Here is a 16,290-nt window from a genome sequence, read left to right as displayed (position 1 = left end):
CACAGAAGCCTTGGGTCAACCACAACACTTACTCAGAGTCACCACGGTCCCTTGTGGGAGCTTTCGCAAATGTGTTTTTAGTGCTGCAGGATTTTCTCAAGGAAATGCTGCGCGCGTTCGGAGCGGGCGCTGATGTCGCCGAAGAACTCTTCTTTCTTGCAGTCTTCGATGATCTGGCCCTGGTCCATGAAGATCACCCGGTTCGCCACTTTGCGGGCGAAGCCCATTTCGTGGGTCACGCACATCATGGTCATGCCTTCGTGGGCCAGTTGCACCATGACGTCGAGCACTTCGTTGACCATTTCCGGGTCAAGGGCCGAGGTCGGTTCGTCGAACAGCATCACCACCGGGTCCATCGCCAGGGCACGGGCAATCGCCACACGTTGCTGCTGGCCGCCGGAGAGCTGGCCCGGGTGCTTGTGGGCGTGGGCCGAGAGGCCGACCCGCTCAAGCAGTTGCAGGCCTTTCTTGGTGGCTTCTTCCTTGCTGCGGCCCAGCACCTTGATCTGCGCGATCGTCAGGTTTTCGGTGATGGTCAGGTGCGGGAACAGTTCGAAATGCTGGAACACCATGCCCACGCGCGACCGCAGTTTCGGCAGGTTGGTCTTCGGGTCGGCGATGGACGTGCCATCGACCACGATGTCGCCTTTCTGGAACGGTTCCAGGGCGTTCACGCATTTGATCAGCGTGGACTTGCCCGAACCCGACGGCCCGCACACCACCACCACCTCACCCTTGCTGACCTCGGTGCTGCAATTGGTCAGTACCTGGAAGTCCCCATACCACTTGTTGATGTTTTTGATAGAGATCATACGGCGAACCTTTTTTGCAGACGCTTGACCAGCTGCGAGGCGGCAAAGCTGACGGTGAAGTACACGAGACCTGCGATGATCAGGAACTCATTGGAGCGGCCGATGATGTCACCACTGGCCCGCGAAGCATTGAGGAAGTCCACCAGGCCAACCGTGTAGACCAGCGAGGTGTCCTGAAACAGGATGATGCTTTGTTGCAACAGCAGCGGGGTCATCTTGCGAAACGCCTGGGGCAGGATGATCAGGCGCATGGTCTGGCCGTAATTCATGCCCAGTGCCTGGGCGGCGCCCATCTGGCCCTTGGGAATCGACTGCACGCCGGCCCGGACGATTTCGCAGAAGTACGCCGCTTCGAACATCATGAACGCCACGATGCAAGAACCGAATGCCCCGATCGGCGTGTCTTCGCCGGTGATCCAGCGCAGCACGAACGGCACCGCCAGGTAGAACCAGGTGATCACCAGCAGCAGCGGGATCGAGCGGAAATAGTTGACATAGGCGCCAGCGAGATTGGAGACCAGCTTGTTATGGGACAGGCGCATCAGCGCCAGGATCGTGCCGAGGATGATCCCGCCGACCACGCCCAAGGCCATCAGCTTGAGGGTCATTACCATGCCGTTCCACAAACCGGGAATGGCCGGGATGATGCCAGTGAAGTCGAGTTCCATTATTTACCCCCCACGGAGATCAGGCCGGGCACCGCGACTTTCTTCTCGACCATGCGCATGAGCAGCATCAGGCTCATGTTCAGGGTGAAATAGATCAGCGTGGCCAGGGTGAAGGCTTCGAACAGGTTGGCGGAGAACTCGGCGGTCTGCTTGGTCTGCGCGAGCAACTCCATCAGGCCGATCAGCGAGGCCACGGAGGAGTTCTTGAAGACGTTGAGGAATTCCGAGGTAAGCGGCGGAATGATGATCCGGTAGGCCTGGGGCAGCAGCACGTTCCAGTAGATCTGTGGCAGCTTGAAGCCCATGGCGCGGGCGGCGGATTCCTGGCCGCGCGGCAGCGCCTGGATACCGGTGCGCACCTGTTCGCAAACCCGGGCGGCGGTGAACAGGCCCAGGCACACCACGACGCTCAGGTAGGCCGAGGTGGTCGGGTTCAGGTCCTGCTTGTACCACTCCTGCATATCGGCGGGCAGCAGGTCCGGCACCAGGAAGTACCAGATGAACAGCTGAACCAGCAGCGGCACATTACGAAAGAGTTCCACGTAGCAGGTAGCGATGCCCGACACCAGCCGGTTCGGCACGGTACGCATGACGCCTAGCACCGAGCCCAGCAGCAGGGCGATGATCCAGGCTACGACGGCGATGGCGATGGTCCAGCCCAAACCGGTCACGTACCAGTCGAGATAGGTCTCGCTGCCCACGCCGGTGGACTTGAAGAACACGCCCCAGTCCCAGTTGTAATTCATTAGGGTCTCCCCTCAGATCGTTCGATGTACAAATGCCCGCCTGGGGAAACTCCGTTCCCGCCCGGCTTGAAGGCCAGGCACACGCGATCGGCTCGACAGCCACCGGTTCGAGTGTTTCCAGATTTGCCAGCAGGGAGTGACCATCCCCTGAAAGGGCCGGGCCCCTTCAGGAGATAAGGTTAGTCAGAAATCAGGATTTCTTGTCGTCAGCCGCTTTATCGGTCGGCTTGGCGATCAGTGCCTTGAGTTCGTCGCTCATCGGGAAGTTCAGGTTCAGGCCTTTTGGCGGGATAGGTTGCATGAACCATTTTTCGTAGATCTTGTTGATCTCGCCCGAAGCGTAGGTGGCCTTGATGGCGTCATCGACAGCTTTTTTGAACGGCTCGTCGCCCTTGCGCATCATGCAGCCATAGATTTCGTAGGACTGCGGGGTGCCGGTCACGGCCCAGTCATCGGCTTTCTTGGCCTTGGCGGCTTCGCCAGCCAGCAGGGCGTCGTCCATCATGAACGCGACGGCACGACCCGATTCCAGCATCTGGAAGGATTCGCCGTGGTCCTTGGCGGAGATGACGTTCATGCCCATCTGCTTGTCGGCGTTCATCGCCTTGAGGATACGCTCGGACGTGGTGCCGGCGGTGGTCACGACGTTCTTGCCCTTGAGGTCGTCGAAATCCTTGTACTTGGAGTCTTTCTTGGACAGCAGCTTGGTGCCGATCTCGAAAATGCCGACGGAGAAGTCAACCTGCTGCTGACGCTCGACGTTGTTGGTGGTGGAGCCGCATTCCAGGTCCACGGTGCCGTTCTGCACCAGCGGGATACGGGTTTGCGAGGTGACCAGGTTGTATTTGACCTGCAGGTTGGGCAGGTCCAGGTCTTTTTTCAGCGCTTCGACGACTTTCATCTGGATATCGTGGGAGTAGCCAACCGGTTTGCCGGAAGCGTCCGCGATGTAGGAAAACGGAATGGAAGCGTCGCGATGGCCAAGCGTGACAACGCCGGACTCTTTGATCTTTTTCAGTGTGCCGGTCAGTTCGGCTGCGAAAACCGGAGTGCTGATCAGAGCGGCAGCAATGGCTGCGCCCAGGAGATGGGGAACGATACGCATCGATGTTTCCTCGACATTGTTTTTTTTATTTCGGCCGGTTTGTCGGCCCTGAGTACTTCGAAGTGCCTGGCAGCTCCTGTTGTGTTGGCGTACAGGCATTCGTCTCCAAGAGTGTAGAGCATGACTCGTGCCAGGCCAGTTGCGTCTGTTTAAGATGTTGTTTTTAAATATAATTAATGTTTTGTTTCGGGTTTTTTGCGACCTGTTTCATCCGGTTAACCGAACTGACTGATGGGTTCTGTTCGGAAAACCGAATGGCTTGAGGCCGCATCAATTCATTGTGGGAGCGAGCTTGCTCGCGAATGTGGTGTGCCAGCCACATAGATGTTGAATGTGCAGGTGTCATCGCGAGCAAGCTCGCTCCTACAGGGGGGCGGCAGTGTGTTCCAGAATGCAAAAAGCCCCTGAATCGCAGGATTCAGGGGCTTTGGGTTCTGCGGGCTAGCGTTCAGGCCGCTTCGATCTTGCGGCGGTTGTGCTCGACCTTGTCCAGGTACTGCTGCAGTTTCTCCTGCTCGAGCGGGGTAGTGAACAAGCCCAGCTTGCTGCGGCGCCACAGGATGTCCTGGGCATCGACGGCCCACTCGTCGCTGCACAGGTAGTCGACTTCGCGGGTATAGAGACCGGCGCCGATGTGCTCGCCCAGGTCACCCAGGTTGTGCACGCCTTCGAGCATGCGCCAGGTGCGGCTGCCATAGGTGGTGGCCCAGCGGCGGGCGATGTCGGTTGGGAGCCAGTCGAACTTGTCGCGGATCGCCGAGCACAGCGCCTGCGGGGTGGTCATGTTTTCGCCGCCGGGGAGGGCCTCTACGGCGGTCCAGCTCGGACGCATCTGGGTGAAGTACGGGGCCAGTTGCGCCATCGCCGATTCGGCCAGTTTGCGGTAGGTGGTCAGCTTGCCGCCGAACACCGACAGCAAGGGGGCTTCTTCACCGCCACCCGACAGCGCCAGGGTGTAGTCGCGGGTCACGGCCGATGGGTTGTCGGATTCGTCGTTGCACAGCGGACGCACACCGGAATAGCTGTGCAGGATATCGCCGCGGCTGATCTGCTTCTTGAAGTGGGCATTGACCACCTTCAACAGATAATCGGTTTCGCCCTCGGTGATCGCCACTTTGGCCGGGTCACCGGTGTATTCGCGGTCAGTCGTGCCGATCAGGGTGAACTGGTTCAGGTACGGAATGGTGAACACGATGCGCTGGTCTTCGTTTTGCAGAATGTGCGCATGTTCGCCTTCGTAGAGTTTCGGCACGATCAGGTGGCTGCCCTGGATCAAGCGGATGCCGTAGGGCGATTCCAGCTTCAGGTCATCGCGAATGAACTTGGCGACCCACGGGCCGGCGGCGTTGACCAGTGCCTTGGCGCGGATCGAAAACAGGCTGCCGTCGGCACGTTCCAGGTGCAAGTGCCACAGGCCTTTGCTGCGGCGGGCGTTCACGCAACGCGTGCGGGTGTGGATATGCGCGCCTTTTTCCCGGGCGGCCATGGCGTTGAGTACTACCAGTCGCGCATCGTCGACCCAGCAGTCGGAATATTCGAAACCTTTGGTAATCTCGCTTTTCAATGCACTGTCGGCACCGAACTTCAGGCTTTTCGAGCCGGCGAGCTGCTCACGCTTGCCCAGGTGATCGTAGAGGAACAGGCCGGCGCGGATCATCCAGGCCGGGCGCAGATGCGGGCGGTGAGGCAGCACGAAGCGCATTTGCTTGACGATGTGCGGGGCCTTGGTCAGCAGCACTTCGCGCTCGGCCAGCGCTTCGCGCACCAGACGGAATTCATAATGTTCGAGGTAGCGCAGGCCACCGTGGATCAGCTTGCTGCTGGCCGACGAGGTGTGGCTGGCCAGGTCGTCCTTTTCGCAAAGGAACACCGAAAGACCGCGACCGGCAGCGTCCGCGGCAATCCCCACGCCGTTGATACCGCCACCAATGACGGCGACGTCGTAAACCTCGGCGAGAGGGGGCGTAGGCAAGGTAGAAGTGGGCATCGGCTGGCCTCGGGCTCTTTTTCGAAATATTTGAATTCGAACATAAATGTTCATTTGCGAAAATACTAGCCCATAAAGACGGCAACAGCCAGTCAACTTCGATTGAAAATACTGATCAAGGGAAGCTGAAAGGAAAATTTTCGAACATGGAAGGAAGGAGAGAAGGTGCTTGGGCACGCTTTTGTGGCGAGTGAGTGGTGGGAGCAAAGCTTGCTCGCGGAACAGACGCCTCGTTCTATGTAGAAACTGTGTTGCCTTCATCGCGGGCAAGCCCTGCTCCCGCAGCAGCCTTGCCACAAGGTATTGAGGAGATCGTCAGACCACTTCCAGCCGAATCTTGTGCTGGCTCAGCAATTGCGCCAAAGCCGGCACCGGTTGCTGGTCGGTCACCAGGCAGTCGATCAAGCTGATGGGCCCCAGGCGGACCATGGCGTTGCGCCCGAATTTGCTGGAGTCCGCCGCCAGCAGCACTTGCCGGGCGTTGGCGATGATGGCTTGGGAGACCCGCACTTCCTGGTAGTCGAAGTCCAGCAGGCTGCCGTCTTCATCGATCCCGCTGATGCCCACCAGGGCGAAGTCGACCTTGAACTGGTTGATGAAGTCGACGCTGGCCTGGCCTACCACGCCGCCGTCACGTCGTACGTTGCCGCCGGCGATCAGGACTTCGAAGTCGTCCTTGGCGCTGAGGATCGACGCCACATGCAGGTTATTGGTAATGACCTTCAGATGGTTGTGATTGAGCAGCGCCCGGGCAATGGATTCGGTGGTGGTGCCGATGTTGATGAACAGCGAGGCATGATCGGGGATCTGGGCGGCGATGGCTTCGGCGATGCGTTGCTTCTCGTCGCGCATCTGATCGGCGCGCATGGCGTAGGCGGTGTTTTCCACGCTTGAATCGTAGGCGGCGCCGCCGTGGTAGCGACGCAGCAGGTTCACTTCCGCCAGTTGATTGATATCGCGGCGAATGGTTTGCGGGGTGACGACGAATAGCTGCGCCATTTCCTCGATGCTGACATAGCCGCGTTCGCGGACCAGTTCGAGGATTTGCTGCTGGCGGGGAGGCAGATTCATGGGGCTTCCTTTGGGCTGCCGTACAAAATTTGCCCATGATGCCGCAGGAATCCACTCCCGACCAGTTTCAGAACCTTATCAGGCTTTATTCAGCGTCTTCATGGGGTTCCCAGTCACGGGTGCGACTGACCGCCTTCTGCCAGCCGGCGTAGAGTTTTTCCTTCGCCTGTTCGTCCAGCTGCGGTTCGAATTCGCGCTCGATCACCGCTTTGCCGCGCAGTTCTTCCAGGCTGCCCCAGAAGCCGCACGCCAGGCCGGCCAGGTACGCAGCACCCAGGGCGGTGGTTTCACGCATTTTCGGGCGTTCGACCCGGGTACCCAGGATGTCGGCCTGGAACTGCATCAGGAAGTTGTTCGCCACCGCGCCACCGTCGACGCGCAGGGCCTTGAGGCGTTCACCCGAATCCTGTTGCATGGCGTCGAGTACGTCGCGGGTCTGGTAGGCAATCGACTCCAGCGCCGCGCGAATGATGTGATCGACGCGTACGCCGCGGGTCAGGCCGAACAGCGCGCCACGGGCATAGGGGTCCCAATACGGTGCGCCCAGGCCGGTGAAGGCGGGCACCAGGTACACGCCGTTGCTGTCCTTGACCTTGTTGGCAAAGTATTCGGTATCCAGCGCGTCGTTGATGATCTTCAGCTCATCGCGCAGCCACTGGACCGTGGAGCCGCCGTTGAACACCGCGCCTTCCAGGGCGTAGGCCACTTCGCCGCGCGGGCCGCAGGCGATGGTGGTGAGCATGCCGTGATTGGATTTGACGGCCTTGCTGCCGGTGTTCATCAGCAGGAAGCAGCCGGTGCCGTAGGTGTTTTTCGCCTGGCCTGGCTCCACGCACATCTGGCCGAAAAGGGCCGCCTGCTGGTCACCGGCAATGCCGCCGATGGCGATGCCGCTCTTGGTGCGGCCATAGATCTCCGAGGACGATTTCACTTGCGGGAGCATTTCGCGGGGGATGTCGAGGATGTCGAGCATCTTCGCGTCCCATTCCAGCGAGTGAATGTTGAAGAGCATGGTGCGCGAGGCGTTGGTGTAGTCGGTGACGTGGACCTTGCCACCGGTGAATTTCCAGATCAGCCAGCTGTCGACGGTGCCGAACAGCAGTTCACCGTTGCGTGCACGCTCGCGGCTGCCTTCGACGTTGTCCAGGATCCACTTGAGCTTGGTGCCGGAAAAGTACGGGTCGGTGACCAGGCCGGTGGTTTGGCTGATGTATTGCTCGTGGCCATCGCGCTTGAGCTGCTGGCAGATTTCGGTACTGCGGCGGCATTGCCAGACGATGGCGTTGTAGATCGGCCGGCCAGTGGTCTTGTCCCAGACCACGGTGGTTTCACGCTGGTTGGTGATGCCGATGGCGGCCACCTGGTCATGGTGCAGGCCAGCCTGGGCGAGGGCTTCGACCATGACCGCGCTCTGGGTGGCGAAGATTTCCATCGGGTCGTGTTCGACCCAGCCGGCCTGTGGGTAATGCTGGGCGAATTCGCGCTGGGCGGTGCAGACCACGTTGGCGTCACGGTCGAAGATGATCGCGCGCGAGCTGGTCGTACCCTGGTCGAGGGCAATGATGTAGTTCTTGTTCTGTATGTCGGTCATGTCGATTGCCTTGGGACGTAAATTAGGGAAGAAGCCACGGCGCAGGCTCGAATGGCAGGAGCCAGCGTCGACTGTTTCAGGACGTTCTGGGCTTGCCGTCAATGGCCGGTTCTGCATCCTTTGTAGCAGTTATGGCGCTGGGCAGGTGGCGGGCAATCAACCCGCGATAGGCCGCAGCACCGAGGCACGCACCCACAATCGGGGCAAAAATCGGAACCAGGAAGTACGGGATGTCGCGTCCGCCCGTGAGGGAAATTTCACCCCAGCCGGCGAAGAAAGTCATCAGTTTAGGACCGAAGTCCCGCGCCGGGTTCATCGCAAAGCCTGTCAGCGGCCCCATGGAGCTGCCGATCACCGCAATCAGCAGGCCGATCAGCAGTGGTGCCAGTGGGCCACGGGGTAAACCATTGTTGTCATCGGTCAGGGACATGATCACGCCCATCAGGATGGCCGTAATGATCACCTCCACGAGGAAGGCTTGGCCGGTGGACAGCGCTGCGTGCGGGTAGGTGGAAAACACCGACGCCAGTTCGAGGCTGGCTTCGGTGCCCCGAATCATGTGCCGGGACTGTTCGAAATCGAAGAATAGGTTGCTGTACAGCGTGTAGACCAGAAGTGCGCCGCAGAAAGCACCGGCCACTTGGGACAGCATATAGAAAGGCAGTTTGCGCTTTTCGAAGTCAGTGAAAATACACAGGGCAATGCTGACGGCGGGGTTGAGATGGGCGCCGGAAATGCCCGCGCTCAGATAGATCGCCATGCTGACGCCGACGCCCCAGATGAGGCTGATTTCCCACAAGCCGAAGCTGGCACCCGCGACCTTGAGCGCCGCGACACAACCAGTTCCGAAAAAAATCAGCAGGGCAGTGCCCAGGAATTCAGCCAGGCATTGGCCGGACAGGGACGGCTGTTGTAAAGCAGTTGTCATTCAAACCTCGGTTTTTTGTTGTTTTGCTGCGCCTTCGATAAAGCTCGATTGCGCGATCTCCACCGAGGCAGGATCCCCATCCTGATCTCGGGTTGCTGCTTGAGACCTGCGATATGACTTTCAGTTTCGAAAAAATATAGACAAGAAACGCTGATGTCAAAGGTCGAAAGTGAACCATCGGTCACATTTCAACTATTCGTGGCGTGAATGACTCTTCCACTGACGGTGGGTCACCGTACTCGCGACCCCGTCCCAAGCCTTTTCGCTGGCGATGGCTTAGAATCCGGCCACTCTTTTTTCATTTCCTTGTCAGGAGCAGTCATGACACCCGCGTTGGATCTGCTTAAGAAAGTGCGCGCCGAACATCGCATCCACAGTTACGAACACGATCCCAAGGCCGCGTCCTACGGTTTGGAAGCGGCGGAAAAGCTCGGCCTGGATCCGGCGCAGGTGTTCAAGACGTTGTTGGCGGCCAGCGAAAAGGGTGAACTGTTGGTGGCGGTGGTGCCTGTGGCCGGAAGCCTGGACTTGAAAGGCCTGGCCCATGCCGCCGGGGTGAAAAAGGTCGAGATGGCCGACCCAGCCGCCGCGCAGCGTTCGACCGGTTATTTACTTGGCGGCATCAGCCCGCTGGGGCAGAAGAAGCGCCTGCGCACTTTTATCGACAATTCCGCACAGCCGCTCGCCAGTATGTTTGTCAGTGCGGGACGGCGCGGCTTGGAAGTCGAGTTGGCGCCTTCGGTATTGAAGGAGCACACCGGGGCGACGTTTGCTGACATTGGACGTGCTTGATTAACGGCTGCGCAGCCGAGCGGGAGCAAGCGTTCTCGCCACAAGGGTGTGAAAGGCTAAGCTAGGAGTCAGAGCTTCCATCCCATGCTGTAGGGTGAAAATTCTACTGATCTGTCACTGGTTAAGCTGTGCCGCTGCACCGCATGCTGGCGCATCAAAAAAAGGAGAAGTGCCATGCAGCTTGCGTTTCATCAGGTCGATGCGTTCAGTGACCGGCCGTTCGGCGGTAACCCGGCGATGGTCTATAGACTCGACGGCTGGCTTGCCGATGACTTGATGCAGAAGATCGCCGCCGAACATAACCAGGCTGAAACCGCGTTTCTGGTGCGTGAAGGCCAGCATTGGCATATCCGCTGGTTCACGCCTGCCACCGAAGTCCCGCTGTGCGGGCACGCTACGTTGGCCAGCGCTTATGTACTGTTCGAGGTCTACCACGAAACGGTCGAGCGACTGGATTTCATCTGCAAGTCCGGTTCGTTGAGCGTTACGCGCGAAGGTGATCGGTTGTGGCTGGATTTTCCGGCTGTCGTGCCTGCCGAGTTGGGCACGTCCTTGGCCGTCCAGAGTGCCTTGGGTGTCGAAGCGGTGGACGTGCTGAGTTCCAACGAACTGTTCGTGGTGCTGGAATCGGAGCAAGCGGTACTCGATTGCAAGCCGGACATGGCGGCCCTGGCAAAACTGCCTTGGCCGGGCGCTATCGTGACCGCGCCGGGGAGCAAGCATGATTTTGTCTCGCGCTATTTTGCCCCGGCGATTGGCATCAACGAGGACCCAGTGACCGGCTCGACCCACTGCAGCCTGATTCCCTATTGGTCCAAGCGCTTGGGCAAGCAAGGGCTGACGGCTTACCAATGCTCGGCCCGGGGCGGGGCGTTGTTCTGCCGGTTGGAGGGGGAGCGGGTGAAGATCGGCGGGAATGCGACGTTGGTGGCCAGTGGGACGTTGATGCTGGGTTGACTCTGCACTCAAGCCAATGAGACCAACTGTGGGAGCGAGCTTGCTCGCGATAGCGGTGGTTCAGCGTACATCGATGCTGAATGTGCCTATGCCATCGCGAGCAAGCTCGCTCCCACAGGATTTATGGATGACAGCTGATTTGTGCCTGCTGCAAATTCCCTTGTGGGGCGGGAGCTATCAGCTGGCGGTGCTATAGCGCCGCACACCGCTGTCCACCGGCGGGATGTGCGCCGCGGTGCTGCCCGAGGCTTGGAACAGCACCAGGTGTTCAGCCGCCACGCGGATGCCGACACTGTCCCCGAGCTGATGGTCGGCGTGGCTGGGGAAGATCGATTCCAGTTGCGCGCCTGTGGGCAATTGCAGGCGATACAAGGTTGAAGCGCCCAGGAAGGTCTTGCCGACAATGCTGGCGGTGAGCGGGCTGTCCGGTGCGTAGACGATATCGTCTGGGCGCAGCAACACATCCACCGCACCGCCGATGGGCCAGGTGTAGGCCCGGTTACCGCGCAGGGTGCCCAACTCGGTTTGCACCGATTCCGGGCTGTCGAGCCGGCCGCGAATGAAGTAGCCCTGGCCAATGAAGCTGGCGACGTATGGCGTCAGAGGTTCGTGATACAGGTTGTAGGGCGTGTCCCACTGTTCCAGTCGACCTTCCTTGAATACCCCGACATGGTCACTCACGGCGAAGGCTTCTTCCTGATCGTGTGTGACCAGGATCGCGCTGGTGCCGCGGGCCTTGAGAATATCCCGCACTTCATGGCTGAGCTTGCGTCGCAACTCGCCATCGAGGTTGGAGAACGGCTCATCGAGCAATAGCAGTTGTGGTTCTGGTGCCAGCGCGCGGGCCAGGGCCACGCGTTGTTGCTGGCCGCCGGACAACTCATGGGGAAAGCGCTTGCCCAGGTGCTTCAGATTGACCAGTTCCAACAACTCTTCGACGACGCGATCCTTGTCCGGATGCTTGCGAATGCCAAAGGCGATGTTCTCGGCCACGCTCAGGTGGGGAAACAGGGCATAGTCCTGGAACACCATGCCGATACGGCGTTTTTCCGGGGCGAGGGTGAAACCGGCGCGGGAGATGGTTTCCCCGGCCAATTGGATTTCACCCTCGTGCACCGGTTCGAAGCCGGCGATGGCGCGCAACGTCGTGGTCTTGCCGCACCCGGACGAACCGAGCAGGCAACCGATATCGCCGGCATTGAGGTGCAGGTTGAGGTTCTGCACGACCCGCTGGTTTTGGTAGCCGCAGGCCAGGTTATGCAAATTCAGCAGCAGCGAATGGCTCATGCGTGGTGATACGCCGGCTCGACAAGGAACTCGAGCAGTGCCTTTTGCGCGTGAAGTCGATTTTCTGCCTGGTCCCAGGCCACCGAGCGCGGGTCGTCCAGCAAGTCGAAGCTGATCTCCTCGCCACGGTGGGCCGGCAGGCAGTGCATGAACAGCACGTCGGCATCCGCCAGGTCGAGCAAGGCCCGGTTGACCTGTAGCGGCGCGAACAGCTTGAGGCGCTTGGCGGTTTCTTCTTCCTGGCCCATGGAGGTCCAGACGTCGGTGCTCACCAGGTGCGCACCGGCCACGGCCTGTTTCGGATCACGCACGATGGTCACCCGGTCCCCGGCCTTGGCGAGCAGCTCGGCATTGGGGTCATAACCTTCAGGGCAGGCAATGCGCAGCTGGAAGTCGAATTGCAGCGCCGCTTCTATATAGCTGTTGCACATGTTGTTGCCATCGCCGATCCAGGCCACGGTCTTGCCCTGGATCGAGCCGCGATGCTCGAGGAAGGTCTGCATGTCGGCCAGCAACTGGCAGGGGTGCAGGTCATCGGACAGGCCATTGATGACGGGTACGCGGGAATGGGCCGCGAACTCGGTCAGGGTGCTGTGGGCAAAGGTACGGATCATCACTGCATCCAGCATGCTAGACATGACGATGGCGCAATCGCTGACCGGTTCGCCACGGCCCAGTTGGGTGTCGCGGGGCGACAGGAAGATCGCCTGGCCGCCCAGCTGGATCATGCCGGCTTCGAAAGAGATGCGGGTGCGGGTCGATGACTTCTCGAAGATCATCCCCAACACGCGGTTTTTCAAGGGCTCGAACAGTACGCCGCGGTTACGCAGGTCCTTGAGCTCCACGCCTCGACGGATCACGCCGAGCAACTCATCGGGCGTGAAATCCATCAGGGAGAGAAAGTGCCTTGCGCTCATGATTGACTACCTTTTTGTAACTGACCGCAGATGCTCAAAGCCTTGTTTATTCAAAAAACGGGCGAGACCTGCGGCAAAAGCCGCACGGGGCGACGAAATAGGGGAAGGCGCGATCTTATAATTAAATGTCGCGTCTTACCAATAGGGCTACGGTTTTTGGGGATTTCAGCGAGACCATCACGCGAATGCGATGGCATATTTGTGGCCGGTTTCCTGACAGCAGCGACCCATTTGTACACTGGCGTTGCTTGGCTTGGCAATCAAGCGCGGCGGGCGCGCGATGGATGAGGGGCGGTTTGCGCCGTGGCCCCCCAGTCTTTCGCCGGTCTGGTGGTGGTCGTGAAACATTTCCTAATGCAAAGGCCTGAGTTATAAATGAGCCTCAGCGGCACAGGAGCCCGAAATGGATTCGAAAGAGCAACAACTGATGGAACTGCTGGGGCTGACTGCACGATCGCTGACGCACCTGACGGCTTCGGTGACTTCCATGTCATTCGAATTGCTGCGCAGCGATGACGAGGTGACCAAGGCCGCGGGCCGTCGGATGATCGATCGCATGGCCACTATCAGCAGCGGCCTCGACGAGCATTGGCGGCTGATTGGCGAGCTAACGGGTGTGCCCATTGCCCAGGAGCAGGTGGAAACCGTCGAAGAAATCCAGATGCTGGCACCGCCTCCCGACCAGCCTTGACGCCCTCTCATCGGTGGGCCTGATGCCCGGCAATTCACAGGACGAACGTCGCTGGCGCTGCCGGGAATCACGCGCCATAGTTTTGTTCCCGCGGCCGAAAGCGCCCGCCACGAATAAAACAGAGACTGGCCATGACCAAGACTCTCCACCACCGTGCGTGCCACTTGTGTGAAGCCATCTGCGGCTTGACCCTCGAAACCACCGAAACCGACGGCCAGGGCCTGGTGATCACCTCGATCAAGGGCGATGCGCTGGACACCTTCAGTCGCGGTCACATTTGCCCCAAGGCGGTGGCGCTGCAAGATATCCAGAACGACCCAGACCGGCTGCGCCAGCCCATGCAGCGCGTTGGCAATGAATGGCAACCGATTGCCTGGGACGACGCCTTCGCGTTGGTGGCCGAGCGCCTGGCGGACATCCAGGCGCGCCATGGCCTGAACGCGGTGGCGGTCTACCAGGGCAACCCCAGCGTGCATAACTATGGGCTGATGACCCACAGCAACTATTTCCTGGGCCTGTTGAAAACCCGCAGCCGTTTCTCGGCGACTTCGGTGGACCAACTGCCCCATCACCTGACCAGCTACTTGATGTACGGTCACGGCCTGCTGCTGCCGATTCCGGACATCGACCACACCGACTTCATGCTGATCCTGGGCGGCAACCCGCTGGCGTCCAACGGCAGCATCATGACCGTGCCGGACGTGGAGAAGCGCCTCAAGGCGATCCAGGCCCGTGGCGGCAAGGTGGTGGTGGTCGATCCGCGCCGCAGCGAAACGGCGGCCATTGCCAACCAGCACGTCTTTGTACGCCCCGGCGGTGATGCTGCGCTGCTGTTTGGTTTGCTCAATACATTGTTCAGCGAAGGCCTGACCCGTGACAGCCACCTGCCGGTGGACGGCCTGGACGAGGTGCGCGAGGCCGTCGCCACTTTCACAGCTGAAGCCATGAGCCCGCTCTGTGCGGTGCCTGCAGCGCAGATCCGGCAATTGGCCCGCGACTTCGCCGCCGCGCCGTCAGCGGTGTGCTACGGGCGGATGGGGGTGTCGACCCAGGCGTTTGGCACGCTGTGCCATTGGCTGATTCAATTGATCAACCTGGTCACCGGCAATCTTGATCGGGTAGGCGGGGCGCTGTGCACCGAGCCAGCGGTGGACCTGGTCGCTACCACCTCGGGCGGGCATTTCAACCGTTGGCAGAGCCGGGTGTCCGGGCGTCCCGAGTACGCAGGGGAGTTGCCGGTGTCGGCCCTGGCCGAGGAAATGCTCACCGAAGGCGAAGGCCAGATTCGTGCGCTGGTCACCGTGGCCGGCAACCCGGTGCTGTCCACACCCAACGGGCGGCAACTGGAGCAGGCCCTGGACGGGCTGGAGTTCATGGTCAGCCTCGATTTGTACATCAACGAAACCACGCGTTACGCCGACCTGATCCTGCCCTCGACCTCGGCCCTGGAGAACGATCATTACGACACCACGTTCAACCTGTTCGCGGTGCGCAACGTGACCCGTTTCAACCGGGCGATCCTGCCCAAGCCCGAGGGTGCGCTGCACGATTGGGAAATCTTCGTCGGCTTGGCCAAGGCCTTTGCCACCCGAACCGGCAAGGAGCTCAAGCCGACCATGCCGCCGGCGCAGATGATCGATTTCGGCCTGCGTAGCGGGGCGTATGGCGACGCCTCGCCGCACAAGCTGTCCCTGACGACCCTGTTCGATCATCCCCATGGCATCGACCTCGGTGCGCTCAAGCCCAACCTGGCTGCACGCCTGAAAACCGAAAACCAGCGGGTGCAGGCTGCGCCAGCGGTGATACTCGCCGATCTTGCGCGCTTCGCTGCGTTGCAGGCGCCAAAACCGGACGAATTGCTGATGATTGGCCGCCGCCATGTGCGCAGCAATAACTCCTGGATGCATAATTTTCATCGACTGGTGAAGGGCAAGCCGCGTCATCAGTTGTTGATGCACCCGGATGACCTCGCCAGTCGTGGCCTGGTCGACGGGCAACGGGTGACCGTCAGTTCGCGGGTGGGCGTCATTGAAGTCGAGGTGCTGGGCAGCCTGGACATGATGAAAGGCGTGGTCAGCCTGCCCCACGGCTGGGGCCATGCCCGGCCGGGCGTGCAGATGACCATCGCCAGCGGACAACCGGGCTCCAGCGCCAACGACCTGACCGATGATTGTCAGCTCGATGAGTTGTCCGGCAACGCGGCACTCAACGGCGTACCGGTGAAGGTGGCGGCTGCGTAAAATTGTCTCTGGAGCAGGTTCGGCTTTCCGTTACAATGCGTCACCGTGTCGACAACTTAAGTCGCAAAAGTTTTAAGCCGAGGTGCTCCATGGATATCATCGAAACGATTAAAGACCAGATTGCCAACAACACCATCCTGCTTTACATGAAAGGCTCGCCGAACGCGCCACAGTGCGGTTTCTCGGCCAAGGCTGCTCAGGCTGTGATGGCGTGTGGCGAGAAGTTTGCCTACGTGGACATCCTGCAGAACCCGGAAATCCGCGCCAACCTGCCCAAGTACGCCAACTGGCCAACCTTCCCACAGCTGTGGGTGGGTGGTGAACTGATCGGCGGTAGCGACATCATGACCGAGATGGCTGCTGACGGCTCTCTGCAGGCCACGATCAAGGAAGCGGTAGAAAAAGCGGCGGCGAACAAGACCGAAGCCTGATCCATGAGGTTCTGTTCACTACACCGGTTGTGGTGAACACGAACCCTTGTGGGAGCGAGCAAGCTCG

General features: G+C 60.1%; 15 protein-coding genes. 5 read left to right on the top strand and 10 right to left on the bottom strand.

Going from position 1 to position 16,290, the window contains the following annotated elements; translation table 11 throughout:
• Positions 1 to 77: 77 nt before the first annotated feature.
• From F7R20_RS08895 to F7R20_RS08855, 8 genes are all read right to left on the bottom strand, one after another.
• Entirely contained in the window at positions 78 to 812 is a 735-nt protein-coding gene (locus tag F7R20_RS08895; RefSeq protein ID WP_003204983.1) for an amino acid ABC transporter ATP-binding protein, read from the bottom strand.
• Positions 809 to 1,480 carry an amino acid ABC transporter permease gene (locus F7R20_RS08890; protein ID WP_003204981.1) on the bottom strand — a complete coding sequence of 224 codons (672 nt, stop codon included), beginning with the start codon at positions 1,478 to 1,480 and terminating at the stop codon, positions 809 to 811. Before F7R20_RS08890 ends, F7R20_RS08895 begins: the two co-directional genes overlap by 4 nt.
• Positions 1,480 to 2,226, bottom strand: coding sequence for an amino acid ABC transporter permease (locus tag F7R20_RS08885; protein ID WP_003204979.1), 747 nt, complete (start codon positions 2,224 to 2,226; stop codon positions 1,480 to 1,482). The genes F7R20_RS08890 and F7R20_RS08885 overlap by 1 nt, the downstream gene beginning before the upstream one ends.
• 190 nt (positions 2,227 to 2,416) lie before the next feature.
• The gene (locus F7R20_RS08880) at positions 2,417 to 3,331 is read right to left on the bottom strand and encodes a glutamate/aspartate ABC transporter substrate-binding protein (RefSeq protein WP_003204977.1); all 915 of its coding nucleotides are present in this window, start codon (positions 3,329 to 3,331) and stop codon (positions 2,417 to 2,419) included.
• 448 nt (positions 3,332 to 3,779) lie between these two features.
• A complete protein-coding gene (gene glpD, locus F7R20_RS08870) occupies positions 3,780 to 5,318 on the bottom strand; it encodes a glycerol-3-phosphate dehydrogenase (RefSeq protein WP_003204975.1) in 1,539 nt (512 codons plus the stop codon).
• Positions 5,319 to 5,633: 315 nt separating this feature from the next.
• A complete protein-coding gene (locus tag F7R20_RS08865; protein ID WP_003204973.1) occupies positions 5,634 to 6,389 on the bottom strand; it encodes a DeoR/GlpR family transcriptional regulator in 756 nt (251 codons plus the stop codon).
• Positions 6,390 to 6,474: 85 nt separating this feature from the next.
• Complete coding sequence (gene glpK / locus F7R20_RS08860; RefSeq protein WP_003204972.1) at positions 6,475 to 7,980, bottom strand: glycerol kinase GlpK; 1,506 nt, start codon at positions 7,978 to 7,980, stop codon at positions 6,475 to 6,477.
• A gap of 76 nt (positions 7,981 to 8,056) precedes the next feature.
• A complete protein-coding gene (locus F7R20_RS08855; RefSeq protein ID WP_003204970.1) occupies positions 8,057 to 8,908 on the bottom strand; it encodes an MIP/aquaporin family protein in 852 nt (283 codons plus the stop codon).
• Positions 8,909 to 9,229: 321 nt separating this feature from the next.
• Between F7R20_RS08855 and ybaK the strand changes: the two genes are divergently transcribed.
• Both ybaK and F7R20_RS08845 read left to right on the top strand, forming a co-directional pair.
• On the top strand, positions 9,230 to 9,700 hold the full coding sequence (gene ybaK / locus F7R20_RS08850) for a Cys-tRNA(Pro) deacylase (protein WP_003204968.1): 471 nt from the start codon (positions 9,230 to 9,232) through the stop codon (positions 9,698 to 9,700).
• 174 nt (positions 9,701 to 9,874) lie between these two features.
• Positions 9,875 to 10,657, top strand: a complete 783-nt coding sequence (locus F7R20_RS08845; protein WP_003204966.1) for a PhzF family phenazine biosynthesis protein — start codon at positions 9,875 to 9,877, stop codon at positions 10,655 to 10,657.
• Positions 10,658 to 10,834: 177 nt separating this feature from the next.
• Here F7R20_RS08845 and F7R20_RS08840 read toward each other — a convergent pair whose 3' ends face one another.
• Together F7R20_RS08840 and argF are read right to left on the bottom strand one after the other, a co-directional pair.
• Positions 10,835 to 11,944 carry an ABC transporter ATP-binding protein gene (locus F7R20_RS08840; protein ID WP_003204965.1) on the bottom strand — a complete coding sequence of 370 codons (1,110 nt, stop codon included), beginning with the start codon at positions 11,942 to 11,944 and terminating at the stop codon, positions 10,835 to 10,837.
• Positions 11,941 to 12,861, bottom strand: coding sequence for an ornithine carbamoyltransferase (gene argF / locus F7R20_RS08835; protein WP_003204963.1), 921 nt, complete (start codon positions 12,859 to 12,861; stop codon positions 11,941 to 11,943). The genes F7R20_RS08840 and argF overlap by 4 nt, the downstream gene beginning before the upstream one ends.
• 403 nt (positions 12,862 to 13,264) lie before the next feature.
• Between argF and F7R20_RS08830 the strand changes: the two genes are divergently transcribed.
• The 3 genes from F7R20_RS08830 (at position 13,265) to grxD (ending at position 16,223) form a co-directional block, all read left to right on the top strand.
• Positions 13,265 to 13,552, top strand: coding sequence for a hypothetical protein (locus F7R20_RS08830; RefSeq protein ID WP_003204960.1), 288 nt, complete (start codon positions 13,265 to 13,267; stop codon positions 13,550 to 13,552).
• A gap of 131 nt (positions 13,553 to 13,683) precedes the next feature.
• The gene (locus tag F7R20_RS08825) at positions 13,684 to 15,792 is read left to right on the top strand and encodes a molybdopterin oxidoreductase family protein (protein WP_003204958.1); all 2,109 of its coding nucleotides are present in this window, start codon (positions 13,684 to 13,686) and stop codon (positions 15,790 to 15,792) included.
• 89 nt (positions 15,793 to 15,881) lie between these two features.
• Positions 15,882 to 16,223 carry a Grx4 family monothiol glutaredoxin gene (grxD, locus tag F7R20_RS08820; RefSeq protein ID WP_003204956.1) on the top strand — a complete coding sequence of 114 codons (342 nt, stop codon included), beginning with the start codon at positions 15,882 to 15,884 and terminating at the stop codon, positions 16,221 to 16,223.
• Positions 16,224 to 16,290: the final 67 nt, after the last annotated feature.

The sequence above is a fragment of the Pseudomonas brassicacearum subsp. brassicacearum genome (assembly GCF_008801605.1).
Classification (GTDB): Bacteria; Pseudomonadota; Gammaproteobacteria; order Pseudomonadales; family Pseudomonadaceae; genus Aquipseudomonas; species Aquipseudomonas brassicacearum.
The sequence above is the reverse complement of the archived record's forward strand: the minus strand, read 5'-3'. Positions and strand labels throughout refer to the sequence as shown.